Source organism: Methanosarcina sp. (assembly GCF_049706645.1).
Taxonomy (GTDB): Archaea; Halobacteriota; Methanosarcinia; order Methanosarcinales; family Methanosarcinaceae; genus Methanosarcina.
Map to the genome: position 1 here is coordinate 79,365 of NZ_JBNAKP010000016.1, position 13,837 is coordinate 93,201.

Sequence of the window (13,837 nt, forward strand, 5' to 3'; positions counted from 1 at the left end):
TGGCGCAGGTAAATAGCAACACAAATCCTTCCCGCTCGGCGATCCCTTACATGGCAAGATACCAGCCAACTGCAGTTGTCTCCTCAAAAAATATCTCCTCAAAACATATCTCCTCAAAAAATATCTCCTCAAAAAATATCTCCTCAAAAAATATCTCCTCAAAAAATATCTTTGAGAATTTATTCCAGAGTTATTCAATCACCATTTCTCTTTTAAAATAACCAGATTTATAGATTAAACATGAACCGGTCTTTTAATTCAAGTTTTAGCTGCAGTCAGGCAGAGTAATAAGTAACTCCGCATTTAAATATCCTATCTTATCTGTAAACTTAAGATTAATATATTTGGGAGGATAAATAAGATTTCAAAATTCAAACAGGGAAGAAATTGAAAAAAAGGCAGGGACTAAAAAGGCAAAAGCTAAAACCGGAAGGAACCGAAAAAAGAAAAGGAAAGGGCTGAAAAAAGAAAAGGAAAAGACTGAAAAAGGAAAAAGAGATCATAAAAAGACCGGAAAATGATACAATAAGACCTGATGTACCACAATAAGACCTAACATACCATAATAAGACTTAGCACAATAATAACGGGACTCAAACACACGGAAAACGGGACCCAAACACACGGAAAATAATCTACATGAAAATATATATTGATGAGAAGAAATGTACAGGCTGTGGTAAGTGCAAAGCTGTCTGCCCGAAAGGGCCGAGGGTTTACTCAATTGAAGAAAAGCACGGAAAAAAGGTTTGCGTTTTAAAGGATCCTTCTTACTGCCTGGGTTGCAGAATGTGTGTGACTGTCTGTATGGAAGATGCAATCACACTTGAAAACTGATTTTAAAAAAGGATTGAGAAATTTGTCACTTGAAATTCGTATAATACTTGTAGAGCCCGTATATCAGGGGAATGTCGGATCTGTTGCAAGAGCAATGAAAAACTTCGGATACACAGACCTGGTGCTTGTAAATCCCTGTAAGCTCGAAGGGGAGGCAAGAGCCATGTCGTCCCATGCAAGAGACGTGCTTGAAGGGGCAAGAATTACCTCAACACTTGAGGAAGCTGTAAGAGGCACAAGCCTGCGGATAGGGACGACTGGGGTGGCAAGCCTGAAAACCGGAGAACACATCCGTCTTCCGCTTTATACCCCGAGGGAACTCAAAGAGAAACTTATGAATTGCAGCGGAACAATTGCAATTTTATTCGGGCGCGAAGATAGTGGTTTCCGGAACGATGAACTCAAAAGTTTCGATATGCTCATAACGGTTCCGACTTCTGAGACATATCCCATTATGAATCTCTCACATGCCGTTGCAGTGGTGCTTTATGAGCTCTCTGAGCTGGATGGAGGGAACCGTCCGCTTGCTGATGGATTTGACCTCCAGCTCCTGTACGGGCATCTGAAAGAACTGCTGGAAGAAATCGATTATCCTCCTCATAAAAAAGATAAAACTTTCCTGATGCTGCGGAGAATATTCGGAAGAGCAGGATTGACTCCCAGGGAGGTTCAGACTTTGAGGGGCATAATAAGAAAAACCGAGAGAAAAATGGGATATGCATTAAAAGAGTCTGAAGCCCAGGAACCGGAAGCTTCGGAAAGCATGGAAAAGTTCATATGAGAATAAACCTGTTCTTACATCAGAATTTCTGATATGTATTTTAACTTTTTTTAAAATTGTTTTTTAGACAGAAAATCTTGTAACGAAGAATGAAAATTTTACCGAAAGCCAGATTGAGAATGATATGACTGAAACAGAAAGCAAGTGGGATGAAAAGCTAAAAAGGTTTTTTAAAGACTACTACTGGAACGAAATCCTCCAGCTTGCAAACGAATATCCGGACCAGCGAAGCCTTGGCGTGGATTTTGCGGATATCGAGAAGTTTGACAGAGAGCTTTCAAAAGAGTTTCTGGAGCATCCTGGAGAACTTATACAGGCGGCTGAGGCTGCCCTGAGAGAAATCGACCTTCCAGTGGAGAAGAGCCTTGAGCAGGCTCATGTAAGGGTAATGAAAATCCCTAATAGGATATCTGTAAGGGAACTCAGAAGCAAACATCTCACCAAATTTATTGCAATCGAAGGTATGATACGGAAAGCTACTGAGGTGAGACCGAGAATTACTAAAGCTGCTTTCCAGTGCCTCAGGTGTGGGCATCTGACCGTTGTGGAGCAAAACAGCTTCAAATTTGAGGAACCCTTTGCAGGCTGTGAAAACGATACCTGTGGGAAGAAAGGGCCTTTTAAAGTGATAATAGAGGATTCTATTTTTATCGATGCCCAGAAACTCCAGATTCAGGAATCGCCCGAAAACCTCAAAGGAGGTTCACAGCCCCAGAGCCTTGAGGTGGATTCTGAAGACGACCTTACAGGAAATGTCACCCCCGGAGACAGGGTAATAATTAACGGAATCCTGAGATCCAGGCAGCGCGCCTTGAAAGACGGAAAATCTACCTTCTATGACCTTGTGCTTGAAGCAAATTCCATCGAACACCTGGATAAGGATTACGACGAACTTGAAATAACTGCTGAAGATGAAGAACAGATTCTTGAGCTTTCCCGCGACCCTGCAATCTACGAAAAAATTGTTGGTTCTGTTGCCCCCTCAATCTACGGGTATGAGGACATAAAGGAAGCCCTTGCCCTTCAACTGTTTTCAGGCGTGGTGAAAAACCTTCCTGACGGTGCCAGAATAAGAGGAGATATCCATGTTATGCTTGTAGGAGATCCCGGGATTGCAAAATCCCAGCTCCTGCGCTATGTGGTCAAACTCTCCCCAAGAGGCGTGTTTACTTCAGGGCGGAGTGCGTCGGCAAGCGGTTTGACTGCGGCTGCCGTAAAAGACGACCTCAATGACGGCAGGTGGACAATCGAAGGCGGTGCCCTGGTCATGGCTGATATGGGAATTGCCGCGGTTGACGAAATGGACAAAATGAAGACCGAGGACAAGAGTGCCCTGCACGAGGCAATGGAACAACAGACTATAAGCATTGCAAAAGCCGGAATTATTGCTACGCTTAAATCCCGCTGTGCCCTTCTCGGAGCTGCAAATCCGAAATACGGACGTTTTGACCGGTATGAGGGCCTTGCAGAACAGATAAGTATGCCGCCTGCACTGCTTTCCCGTTTTGATCTGATCTTCGTTTTGCTCGATACACCTAACCATGCCCTTGACAGCAGGATTGCAAACCATATTCTGCAGTCTCATTACGCAGGAGAACTCTTCGAGCAGCGGGAAAAACTTCCCGGATCCCATATTACGGAAGATTTTGTCGAAGCCGAAATGGAAGTGATCGAACCTGTCATACAGCCTGAGATCATGCGAAAATACGTTGCATACGCCCGGAAAAATGTTTATCCTGTGATGGAAGAAGATGCAAGGACTTACTTGATAAATTTCTATACGGATCTTCGAAAAACAGGAGAGAGTAAGAATACACCTGTTCCCGTAACTGCCAGGCAACTTGAAGCGCTTGTCCGCCTCTCGGAAGCAAGTGCAAGAGTCCGCCTGAGCAATATAGTTACACTTGAAGATGCGAAAAGAACTATCAAAATTGTAATGAATTGCCTGAAAAACGTAGGCGTCGACCCCGAAACCGGAGCACTTGATGCAGATATACTTGCATCTGGCACAAGCATGAGCCAGAGAAACAAGATAAAAATCCTGAGAGACATAATAAAAAAAGTAAGTGAGAAGCATCCGGGAGCTAAGGCACCTCTGGAAGAGGTTTATGCTGTCGCGGAAAACGAGCACGGGATAGATCGAACTCATGCCGAAGAGAATATCAAGAAAATGAAGCAGAGAGGAGACCTGCTTTCTCCGGATCAGAGCCATATCAGGCTTGTTTAACCTGAGATGGAGGAAAACGCTGAGAGTTCTGCAATAAATTTTCCTGATCTCGTGGCGTGGAAGGCATCTACATAGTAATTATGTGAGGACGGTTAAGCTGTAAATACTAAAAGGGCAATACTATTTAAAAGGGAGAATATGTATTTAAAAATCTATAAAAATGGGGAGCACGTCCTTGTTGCAGCCTGTGATAAGGAAGTGCTCGGAAAGACCCTGAAGCGTGGGAATACCGCAGTGGAGATCAGCAGGGCCTTTTATGAAGGGGAATACGTTTCCGAAGAAGAACTCCAAAAAGCCCTTGAAGGAGCTACAACTGCAAATCTCTTTGGGGAAAAAACAATCAAATGTGCCATAAAATGCAGATTGATCGATCCGGATTCCGTAATAATAATCGATAATGTACCCCATGCCCAGAGCTTCAGGGTTTAACTCGATATTGCCGGATTATATCCCTGGAAATGTTGCGTCAGCGAAAGCCAAACAATTGGCTTTCAGGGCTGGTTATATACCGGAATGAACAACATATGTATAAAATAAAAATGCAGATCGTGATACAGTGACTGAAAACATTGAAGAAGCCGGAATCAGAGTGCTGACAGAAGGGGAGCTGATCTCCGCAGTTGTGGAAAAACACAGACGGTTTCTGGAAGAAGATAGAAAAGAATTTGGAGAACTGGACAGCAATCTGAGCCAGGTCGAAGAAGACGCAAAAAATGCGAAAATTTCCAGAATCCGGATGGAAGAGAGAAAAGAAGTTCTCAAGGAGAAACGCCAGCAGTTTTACCATCAGGCCGAAGCGCTCCTTGAAAAAGAAGTCTTCCCGAAGCTGGACCCGATTATTACCAGCAAACTAAAGGAAGAGCTTAAAAAACTCAAAGGGCAGATAGAACCCGAAGAAGAGCAGAAGCTGAAAGATTCATTTATGGAAAACCTGCGCGAAATTATTCGGACAGCGGAATCTGGAGAAAATATTCTCCTGCAAACCGGCGCCAGAATGGAGGAAGCCAGGAATTCAAATCTGGAACTAAAAGAAATAACACAGTCTGAAAAACAGCTTGTAGAGGATGACGGCAGCAAGAATGAAGAGATTTCGAAAAGCAAATCCCAGCATAAATGGCTCAGTACCAAAATAAAAAACCATGAAGAAGCCCTGAACTACTGGGAAAAATTGAAAGTATAACCCTTTTTCGAAAACACGCGGGTGATATACATGACCAACGACGTTTCAACCACAGAAATTGCAACGGCCGACCTTTCAAACCTTAACGAACGGGAGCTGAAGGGCAAGGTAAACGAGCTCAGGAGCAGGATAGAGAAAAGTGAAAGGCAGTTGGCTTCGATTTTTAAGGAACTGAAGATTAACAGGACCGATATCGACGAACTGAAAGAAAAGAGAGACTCTCTGAACCACCAGGTTAAGGAAAGGGTTGCAAAAGCACAGGAACTAAGAGATAAACGGGACGAGATAAATAAAGCAATCGGCGAGTACAAGGGAAAAAGAAGTGATGTGAATTCAAAGACGCAAGAACTGTTTTCAGGAATTGCGGGACTCAAGGAACAGCGGGACGAGTGTAACAAACTTTCGCACGGAAGTGTGGAATCTCTCACAAATGATTATGAAGTCGAACTTGACGCTTTTCTTAATAAAGAACTGCCTCTTGCAGTGGAAATTAAAATCTTCCAGAAATTGAATGACCTCAGTAAACGCCTTCAAGCTGCAAAGAAGGCAAATGAACTGCATTCGCAAATCCAGGAAAGTTATAAAGAGTCAAAAGGAATCCATAAAAGAGGGGATGAGTTCCATGAAAAGATCCAGGCCCTCTCAGATGAATCTCAGGCCTGCCACCTGGAAATGCTTGAAAATTTCAAATCCGCTGATGAGATCCGAAAAGAAGCAAATACATATCATGCCCAGCTTACGGATAAAATCACAAACATAAACTCGATCAAAGAAAAAATCGACCCGCTTAAAACCAGCATTTCTAACAACCGTAAGGAACTGTCCTTATACCTTGACAGGTTAAAAGACCTGCAGCTTACCAAAGACGAGCACAAAGTAAGCCAGAAACACAGCGATGCCCGCGAAAAGCTTCAGAAAAACGCTCGTTTGAGTCTCGAAGATCTCAAACTGCTTATCGAGAAAGGGGACGTTAAATTCTCCAACGAGTAAGAACTCGGGAGATTCACAGGAAGCCGGCGATAAAAATCAGGTTCAGAGGAACTATCTCCGGCTCACTTCTTTTTAATCGATTTCCCGTCTTATTCATTTAAATCGATTCTCTATTTTATCCCTTTTAAATCGATTCTCCATCCTATTTTTAAATCGATTCTTTGTTTTATCCCTTCTAAATCGATTTCCGTTTTATTGTCTTAAATAGATTTCTCTTTTCCAGCGGAGCATTAAAAAATTATTTTCTCTTCCCTTTTCCTGCAAAGAAACCTGTCGCGAGAAGCACGGTCCCCAGGCCAAAAAGGAAAAGCGGCATATCAAAACCTTCAGCTTGCGTTTCCAGTTGAGGGCGGTCGGAAGAGGTATTGTCCGAAGCGTTGGAAAGCGATTCGGCTGACGTTTGCGGCAGAGGAAGCCTGGGATCAAGGTACTGGTATACAGGTGAGAATCTCACCAGTACTCCATCGGCTCCTTCGTATATCGTATCCACGGTAAGATTAAGGACCTCGGAAGAGTTCTGTGAATATACGAACTGGGATCCTTCAGTGACAATAGCATCCTGGAGGGGGAGTTCTTTTCTGCGAAGTTCAATCCAGATTCTTTTGCCTTCGGTATCCGTGCCTTTTACATAAAGCTGATAATCCTGTAAAAAGGTGTGAGAATTGCCTGACCTTATGTAAATCTCTTCTCCGTTGACGAGAACAATGGAAAGCCTTTCTTTATTGTCAGCGGCTAAAGCAGTTGACATCGAGTAAAAGACAATTGAAGAGCATAAAGAGATAAGGACGAAAAAGGAAAATACAGAAACAAAGTTTGTCTCCTTATTTTCCTTCCTTCGGTGTTTATCTGGGACGCGCATAAATGCATCTGCCTGCAATAATTTCTTCTCTGGTATCGTCGGCTTTTCTTATTATTAGAGCTCCGTCAGGGGTTACTCCTACGGCTTTTCCTTCTATAATTCTTGAGGGTGTTGTGACCTTTACCTCTCTTCCTATAGTGTCGGAAAGAGCAAGCCAGTCATTGAGAATATGTGAGAAAGGCTGGGTCTTGAAATTTATGTACTGCTGCTCAAGCTCGAAGAGAAAATCTTGCAGGAACGAAACCCTCTTTATATGCCTTCCAAGCTCGACTTTCAAAGTTGTGGAGCCTGCACGGAAAGATTCCGGAATATCCTTTAAATCCATGTTTACATTAATTCCTATTCCCAGCACAACATAATCCACTCTATCCACTTCGGCCTTTGCCTCAGTAAGAATTCCGCAGACCTTTTTTCCATTGATGCGAACATCATTTGGCCATTTGATGCGGGCATCAAGGCCCATATCGCGAATAACGTTTGCAACCGCAAGCCCTGCAACCAGGGTAAGCCTTGAGGCGTGCCTGAGAGGAATTCCGGGTTTAAGGATCACAGACATCCAGATCCCTCCGTGAGGGGAAACCCATTCCCTGCCCATCCGGCCCCGGCCTCCCTTCTGTATTTCGGCGATCACAAGCGTTCCTTCTTCTTCCGATGCCGCAATTTCCTTTGCAATACTATTTGTGGAAGTTACTTCTTCGAAATAATGAATTTCTTTCCCCAGAAGCGTCGTTTTGAGTCCCATCTGGATCTCTTCCGGGTACAGAAGTTGAGGTACGGATTTCAGGACATATCCCCTTTTCGGAGATGATTCTATTTCATAGCCATCAGCCTGAAGGGACTTGATGTACTTCCAGACCATTGTCCTTGAGATTCCTAGCTTAAGCCCCAATTCCTCTCCGGAAACAGGGCTTTTCTGTGCATCTTTAAGTGCTTTGATAATTCGAGATCTTTTATCTCCCATCCGCGCACCCCATACAAATGTATACGTTCCACCGTATATAATTTTTTAGTTTAAGTCGTTCCATATCAAACTGACCAGAATTCTGTTCCTGTTTCTCAGGAGATACATCTTTCACCGCTGCGTTTTCTGTGCCATGCTCACATAGGCGTGCACGGCAGCCGTGATGGCCGCAACTTTTTTGTCTTTTGCTTCAAGGGCCGAAGCCAGAGTAGCTCCCTTTTCAGCGTCTGCTTTGACAACCTCTTCAACGGACTCCAGAATTCTATGATCTTCGATAAAAGCCGTTGTGAGGTCACCCCTGCGGAAGGCCGGGTTGCGCATAACCGCTTTGTGGAAGGGTATATTGGTCTTTACTCCAACGACTACATACTCATAAAGCGCTCTCTCCATCCTGGCAATCGCTACATCTCTTGTCTTTGCCCAGACACAGAGTTTCGAAATCATTGAATCGTAGTACGGAGAGATTGTGTAACCTGTATGTACCCCGCTGTCCACCCTGACTCCAGGACCGCCTGCAGATCGATATCCCCGGATCTTTCCGGGAGAAGGCGCAAAATCGTTTAGCGGGTCTTCCGCGTTGATCCTGCACTCGATAGCGTGCCCGTCAATAACGATATCTTCCTGATTAAACTCAAGCTTTTCTCCCCAGGCTATCCTGAGCTGCTCCCTTACAATGTCAACGCCGGTGACCATCTCAGTTATCCCGTGCTCAACCTGCAGACGGGTATTGACCTCAAGGAAATAGAAGTTGCCTTTTGAATAAAGAAACTCCACTGTCCCTGCATTTACGTAACCGATTGCTTTTGCTACCCTGACTGCGGCTTCTCCCATCTGTGCCCTCAGTTCAGGGGTCATAATAGGAGAAGGAGCTTCCTCAATAAGCTTCTGATGTCTTCTCTGGATGGAGCACTCCCTATCTGATAGGTAAATTGTGTTTCCATACCTATCTGCCAGAATCTGGATCTCGATGTGCCTGGGTTCCTCTACATATTTTTCAATAAAAACCGAAGAGTCTCCAAAAGCCGAGCCAGCCATTTGCCTGGTAGAACTGAGTGCGGTGGCGAGTTCATCCCTTGAATGAACTACTTTCATCCCGATTCCGCCGCCTCCTGCCGAGGCTTTGATCAAGACGGGATAGCCTATCTCTTCCGCTACTTTCAGAGCCTTGTCCACGTCCTCAACTGCGTCTTTCGTCCCTGGCACAACAGGCACACCAGCTTTCATCATAAGGTTCCTTGCCCTGATTTTGCTTCCCATCTCGGCAATCACATGGCTGGGAGGACCTATGAAAACAATTCCTTCTTCCTCACAGCGTTTTGCAAAGACAGGGTTCTCGGAAAGGAAACCATAGCCCGGATGAATTGCTTCAGCTCCTGTATTTTTTGCAACTGCAAGGATAGCCTCCATATTCAGATAGCTCTGGCTGGAAGGGGCGGAGCCTATCAGATAGGCCTCATCTGCATATTTGGCAAAGAGAGCGTTTTTGTCAGCCTCCGAACAGACCGCGATTGTGGAAATCCCAAGTTCTCGGCAGGCACGCATAACCCTGATTGCAATCTCACCGCGATTTGCAACGAGTACTTTTTTGAACATAATACCTTCCACCTCGTTACATTTATTCGATTGACATTATTATGTCACCAGGAGATACGGTATCCCCTTCGGAAACGAAAATTTCTCTTACAATGCCTGAATGGGAAGCGTGAACAGAGTTCTCCATTTTCATAGCTTCGATGACAGCGACAGTATCGCCTTCTGCAACAGTGTCTTCGACCTTGACCTTAAGAGATAGGACCATGCCCTGCATTGAACTGCTCACAGCTCCTTTAACGGACCCGGCACTTGGCTTTTTGGGAGAAGCCTCGGATACGGAAATTCCCCCGCCTAGAGGTTCAATCCTGACCTCGTAGATTTCGTCGTCCACTTCGACCTTGAAATGGTTTGGAATTGTATACTCCTGCTGCACTGCAGGGGCAGGAGCAACGGCTGCTAGAGCTTCTTCTTCCATTTCTCCTTTCAGGAATTTAGGGGCGATAGCCGGATAGAGAATATAGGTAAGGATATCTTCCTCGGATTTTGCAATACCCATCTCCTCGGCTTCCTTTTTCCTTTTCTCATATTCAGGCTTGAGGAGATCGGCAGGACGGCAGTGAATAGGTTCTTCGTCTCCGATTATCTTACCAATTATTTCAGGGCTTATGGGAGCAGGAGATCGCCCGTAAAGGCCGCGCACGTAATCCTTTACCTCTTTAGGAATAACCTTGTAACGCTCGCCCATTAGCACATTAAGCACCGCCTGGGTGCCTACTATCTGGCTTGTGGGAGTGACAAGAGGCGGATATCCAAGTTCTTCCCTAACCTTTGGCATTTCGTCGAGAACAGCTCTATACTTATCAAGAGCGTTTTGCTCCTTTAACTGAGAAACCAGGTTTGAGAGCATGCCGCCGGGGATCTGGTAAATAAGGACATTGGTGTCGATCTGCTCGGTAATAGGATCAAGTATTCCACGGTATTTCTCTTTCAAACCTTTGAAGTATGCAACGACCTCTTCAAAAGCTTCCAGATCCAGACCGGTATCGTAAGGGGTGCCTTTAAGGGCGGCTACAACTGTTTCAGTTGGAGGCTGAGAAGTCCCCCAGGCCATGGGAGAAAGTGCGGTATCCAGAATATCGACTCCTGCCCCGCAGGCTGCCATATAGCTCATAGGCGCCATTCCGGATGTACAGTGACAGTGAAGAGAAATTGGAATGGAAATTTCTTTTTTCATGGCACGGATTATATGGGTAGCATCGCTAGGGGAAAGAAGACCTGCCATATCTTTGATACAGATGGAATCGCACTCAAGCTCTTCGAGTCGTTTTGCAAGTTCAACGTATTTTTCAACGGTATGCACCGGACTTATGGTGTAGCAGACTGTACCCTGTACGTGAGCACCAAGCCCTTTTGCCACTTTGATGGAAAACTCCATATTCCGGATATCATTGACCGCATCAAAAATCCTGAAAATGTCAATTCCATTCTGGTAGGACTTAGTAACGAATTTCTCGACCACGTCATCAGAATAGTGCCTGTACCCTACGAGGTTCTGGCCCCTGAGCAGCATCTGAGCAGAGGTGTTATTCATTTCTTTCTTGATATCCCTCAGCCGCTGCCAGGGATCTTCATTCAGGTAGCGGATACAGCTGTCAAAGGTAGCGCCTCCCCACATTTCGAGGGAGAAATACCCGATCTGGTCCAGTTGTTCAACCACTTCGAGCATATCTCTTGTCCGCATTCTGGTTGCCAGGAGAGATTGATGTGCATCCCGGAGGATGGTTTCGGTAATTTTTACACTCATGGATGAACCTCTTAAAATCGAATCAAAATAACCTGGTTTACTATTCTTGATAGTACACTTTGAACGGTTTTTCCGGAGGGTTTCATTTGAATTCCGGAAATTATCGGTTAATACTTTGATCCGGTTTGAGTAAAGTGTATTACCCTCTGATTACAATTTGGCGCAATTTCTTGCGATTCTACCGGGAAAAGGGTTTCTTCGGCTAGATTTAACCGACTTTCCGGAACCGCAATCAGAGGAAATTAATTTTACAGACCCAAACGCAGTACTCAACAGATCTGCGTTGATAAGAATTCTTTAATATACCATTGTTAACAAGTATATACTTTTCCCCTGTTAACATTAAAACAGTGGTTTTTCGAAAAAGTTAGGGATTCATGACACAGCTTAAGTTTGCAAGAAAAAACTTCCGGATTCTCGAAATACAAAAAACTTATCAGAATGAAATCTTCCTGAAACGCGATAAACATACAAAAAACACATAATAAATACATAATAAATATATAATAAATATGCAACAGATACACAAAGAATTTAAACTTTTAGGGCTGGAAAGCTTATTTAAAAAAGTTAAAGGTAAGAAAATTAAAGATTTAAAAAATTGAAGGTAAAAAGTATATTTGGCTTAAGAAATATAAGTTTCCGGGATGTCCAGCCTGCAAATCAAGCTTTCTGTTTTCTTCCTGCAAAGAACCACTGGTCGTAAGTTCCTTCAGAGTCTGTGTTATCTATAACCTCACCTTTAACTCCTGCCCTGAGCAGGAACTCAGAAAGAATTTCAATCTCCGGCTTGCTGCTAACTGTAAAAAGTATGAGAGCACCTTCATTCGCAACCGAAATGGCTTCTCTCATAATGCCTGTCCAGAGTTCTTTGTTAAATTCATAGACGAGCCCCAGCATAAATCCCATTACTGCGTCAAAACTTCCTGGCTCAAAATATCTGGAAAGAGCAGTTGCGTCCATTACAACCGTTTTTTGAGGGTTCAAAACTCCCTGTTCAAGACCCTGGCAAACTGCACATTTATTGATTTCTACAGCCAGCGGATCAAGCCCCAACCTGTAGAGGGCGAGCGTGGACATCCCGTTTCCGCAGCAGACCTCAAGAATCCTGCCTTCAGGATAAAAACCCTTTTTTTGAAGAATACCAAAGATTTCTGCTACTCTTCGCACACGATTTTCAGAAAAAACGTTCTTATAAGATTCGGGCCTGACAGTACAACCCGTGCAGAGATTCCTGTTTACAAGCATAAGGGAATAGTACTCATTAACGGCATCTCGCCAGCTTTCCGAAGAAATCTCGATGTCTTTTTCAGGCAGATTAACAGAAAGAAGAGAATCTGTAAAAGCCTCAAAATCCTTTTTTGAGCGCGCTCCCGCAAGGGCTCCCGTAAAAACCGACCAGAAATCTACAGGGACTTCCTCATCTGCCGGATTAAAAAGCACCAGCCCAAGCGTATGCTCCCCTTCCCGAACCCTCAGGAGCCGCATCTGCTTTTCCCCTGCAAACCTCCGGACTCCTTTAAGGTAGTCAAGCGTACGCTCAATAGATCTCTGGGCGAGATAGCTTTCCTCTACAAAATAGACCTCTTCATCAATGCCAAGGAGTTCCTGTAAAAGCATATCTGATTAGATTCGGATAATCTCATATCAAGATTTCGAAAAATAGACTTACATCTGCTCACCCCAGCTTAAATAGCTGTGAGAACTCCGCATCTGTCGGAAAAGAGACTCATCTTATTTCACCTTATGATTATAACAACAGCCTCACAGGAAGCCCCAATCCAAAAAGATGACTACAGAGGATACGGAAATCAAGGGAAAATTCCCTTGCCTTTCCGATCCTATTTTCCGGCTGTCGATAGTTTATAAAATTTTAGAGATTACTTCCCTAAATAAACTAAAAAGCGGTTTTATCTGGCCATAATTAGCCCTATTGAGCTCGCTTTAGTATCTCTATTTATAAATTAGCCTTCTTGAGCTCACTTCATTATCTGTATTATAATTAGCCCTCTTGAGCGAACGAAGTGAGGGAAAAGGGCAGCGTACTCCCGAGGCGCAATTCGGGCGGGGCGCAATTAGGGCGAGAAGAGAATCGAGGTATAAATAAAAACAAATAATGAGCCTCTGGAAAGTAAAATAAAGGGACAAAAAGGTATTAAAAGCTGAATCGGAAGTAAAAAACCCCAATATAGGCAAAGTTATTTATAGAATCTGATTACAAAATCAGGAGTTAGAAGGATATATATTAACAAAAAAAGTAGATTGGAGGATAATATGGCAAAAGTGATACCATTCGCACCAATTGAGCGTTTAATAAGAACCGCAGGTGCTCATAGAGTTAGTGAGAGTGCGGGAATGGCCCTTACGGAAATTCTGGAAGAATACGGACTTGAGATTTCAAGAGAAGCAATAAAACTTGCAGAACACGCAGGCAGGAAAACCGTAAAAGCTGAAGATATAAAATTAGCAAAAGAAATGCTGTAAGTTAAGACTGAATACCCCTTAACAGTTATTTACCAGTGTTATCCTGCTTAGGGGATAAAATAAAAAATCAAATTGCGGGCGGCCACCCCACCCTAAAGGATGGGGTATGCTTCGGGCCGCCCGCCCGGTTACTTAGGGACAGATGATTAAGTATCCTTTAACAAGGTTTCCTTATAACATA

General features: G+C 43.9%; 13 protein-coding genes. 8 read left to right on the top strand and 5 right to left on the bottom strand.

The window, feature by feature from the left end; genetic code table 11:
* The first annotated feature begins 50 nt into the window (after window positions 1-50).
* The 7 genes from ACPK8D_RS07510 to ACPK8D_RS07540 all read left to right on the top strand — a co-directional run bounded on the left by ACPK8D_RS07510 (window position 51) and on the right by ACPK8D_RS07540 (window position 6,015).
* A complete protein-coding gene (locus ACPK8D_RS07510) occupies window positions 51-221 on the top strand; it encodes a hypothetical protein (protein ID WP_424717229.1) in 171 nt (56 codons plus the stop codon).
* Between the two features lie 418 nt (window positions 222-639).
* Window positions 640-837 (top strand): ATP-binding protein, encoded by a 198-nt coding sequence (locus tag ACPK8D_RS07515; RefSeq protein WP_424717230.1) that lies wholly within the window; start codon window positions 640-642, stop codon window positions 835-837.
* Window positions 838-859: 22 nt separating this feature from the next.
* Window positions 860-1,618 carry an RNA methyltransferase gene (locus ACPK8D_RS07520; RefSeq protein WP_424717231.1) on the top strand — a complete coding sequence of 253 codons (759 nt, stop codon included), beginning with the start codon at window positions 860-862 and terminating at the stop codon, window positions 1,616-1,618.
* Window positions 1,619-1,742: 124 nt separating this feature from the next.
* Window positions 1,743-3,845 (top strand): minichromosome maintenance protein MCM, encoded by a 2,103-nt coding sequence (locus ACPK8D_RS07525; RefSeq protein ID WP_424717232.1) that lies wholly within the window; start codon window positions 1,743-1,745, stop codon window positions 3,843-3,845.
* Window positions 3,846-3,983: 138 nt separating this feature from the next.
* Window positions 3,984-4,274 carry a DUF424 domain-containing protein gene (locus tag ACPK8D_RS07530; protein ID WP_424717233.1) on the top strand — a complete coding sequence of 97 codons (291 nt, stop codon included), beginning with the start codon at window positions 3,984-3,986 and terminating at the stop codon, window positions 4,272-4,274.
* 127 nt (window positions 4,275-4,401) lie between these two features.
* Window positions 4,402-5,025 (top strand): hypothetical protein, encoded by a 624-nt coding sequence (locus ACPK8D_RS07535; RefSeq protein ID WP_424717234.1) that lies wholly within the window; start codon window positions 4,402-4,404, stop codon window positions 5,023-5,025.
* 30 nt (window positions 5,026-5,055) lie between these two features.
* The gene (locus tag ACPK8D_RS07540; RefSeq protein ID WP_424717235.1) at window positions 5,056-6,015 is read left to right on the top strand and encodes a coiled-coil protein; all 960 of its coding nucleotides are present in this window, start codon (window positions 5,056-5,058) and stop codon (window positions 6,013-6,015) included.
* 238 nt (window positions 6,016-6,253) lie between these two features.
* Here the strand turns inward: ACPK8D_RS07540 and ACPK8D_RS07545 are convergent, their stop codons facing one another.
* From ACPK8D_RS07545 to ACPK8D_RS07565, 5 genes are all read right to left on the bottom strand, one after another.
* On the bottom strand, window positions 6,254-6,763 hold the full coding sequence (locus ACPK8D_RS07545) for an S-layer protein domain-containing protein (protein WP_424717236.1): 510 nt from the start codon (window positions 6,761-6,763) through the stop codon (window positions 6,254-6,256).
* A 94-nt stretch (window positions 6,764-6,857) separates the two neighbouring features.
* Window positions 6,858-7,835: a biotin--[acetyl-CoA-carboxylase] ligase gene (locus ACPK8D_RS07550; protein ID WP_424717237.1), complete on the bottom strand. Its 978-nt coding sequence runs from the start codon at window positions 7,833-7,835 to the stop codon at window positions 6,858-6,860.
* A 111-nt stretch (window positions 7,836-7,946) separates the two neighbouring features.
* Entirely contained in the window at window positions 7,947-9,428 is a 1,482-nt protein-coding gene (locus tag ACPK8D_RS07555; RefSeq protein ID WP_424717238.1) for an acetyl-CoA carboxylase biotin carboxylase subunit, read from the bottom strand.
* Window positions 9,429-9,450: 22 nt separating this feature from the next.
* Window positions 9,451-11,172 carry a sodium-extruding oxaloacetate decarboxylase subunit alpha gene (gene oadA / locus ACPK8D_RS07560; RefSeq protein WP_424717239.1) on the bottom strand — a complete coding sequence of 574 codons (1,722 nt, stop codon included), beginning with the start codon at window positions 11,170-11,172 and terminating at the stop codon, window positions 9,451-9,453.
* Window positions 11,173-11,835: 663 nt separating this feature from the next.
* Window positions 11,836-12,792, bottom strand: a complete 957-nt coding sequence (locus ACPK8D_RS07565; protein WP_424717240.1) for a class I SAM-dependent methyltransferase — start codon at window positions 12,790-12,792, stop codon at window positions 11,836-11,838.
* A gap of 624 nt (window positions 12,793-13,416) precedes the next feature.
* Between ACPK8D_RS07565 and ACPK8D_RS07570 the strand changes: the two genes are divergently transcribed.
* On the top strand, window positions 13,417-13,656 hold the full coding sequence (locus ACPK8D_RS07570; protein ID WP_424717246.1) for a histone family protein: 240 nt from the start codon (window positions 13,417-13,419) through the stop codon (window positions 13,654-13,656).
* Window positions 13,657-13,837: the final 181 nt, after the last annotated feature.

Coding starts and splice junctions, on each gene's coding strand:
- ACPK8D_RS07510 (WP_424717229.1), top strand. CDS start 51: ATGGCAAGATACCAGCCAACTGCAGTTGTCTCCTCAAAAAATATCTCC.
- ACPK8D_RS07515 (WP_424717230.1), top strand. CDS start 640: ATGAAAATATATATTGATGAGAAGAAATGTACAGGCTGTGGTAAGTGC.
- ACPK8D_RS07525 (WP_424717232.1), top strand. CDS start 1,743: ATGACTGAAACAGAAAGCAAGTGGGATGAAAAGCTAAAAAGGTTTTTT.
- ACPK8D_RS07530 (WP_424717233.1), top strand. CDS start 3,984: ATGTATTTAAAAATCTATAAAAATGGGGAGCACGTCCTTGTTGCAGCC.
- ACPK8D_RS07540 (WP_424717235.1), top strand. CDS start 5,056: ATGACCAACGACGTTTCAACCACAGAAATTGCAACGGCCGACCTTTCA.
- ACPK8D_RS07545 (WP_424717236.1), bottom strand. CDS start 6,763: ATGTCAACTGCTTTAGCCGCTGACAATAAAGAAAGGCTTTCCATTGTT.
- ACPK8D_RS07550 (WP_424717237.1), bottom strand. CDS start 7,835: ATGGGAGATAAAAGATCTCGAATTATCAAAGCACTTAAAGATGCACAG.
- ACPK8D_RS07555 (WP_424717238.1), bottom strand. CDS start 9,428: ATGTTCAAAAAAGTACTCGTTGCAAATCGCGGTGAGATTGCAATCAGG.
- oadA (WP_424717239.1), bottom strand. CDS start 11,172: ATGAGTGTAAAAATTACCGAAACCATCCTCCGGGATGCACATCAATCT.
- ACPK8D_RS07565 (WP_424717240.1), bottom strand. CDS start 12,792: ATGCTTTTACAGGAACTCCTTGGCATTGATGAAGAGGTCTATTTTGTA.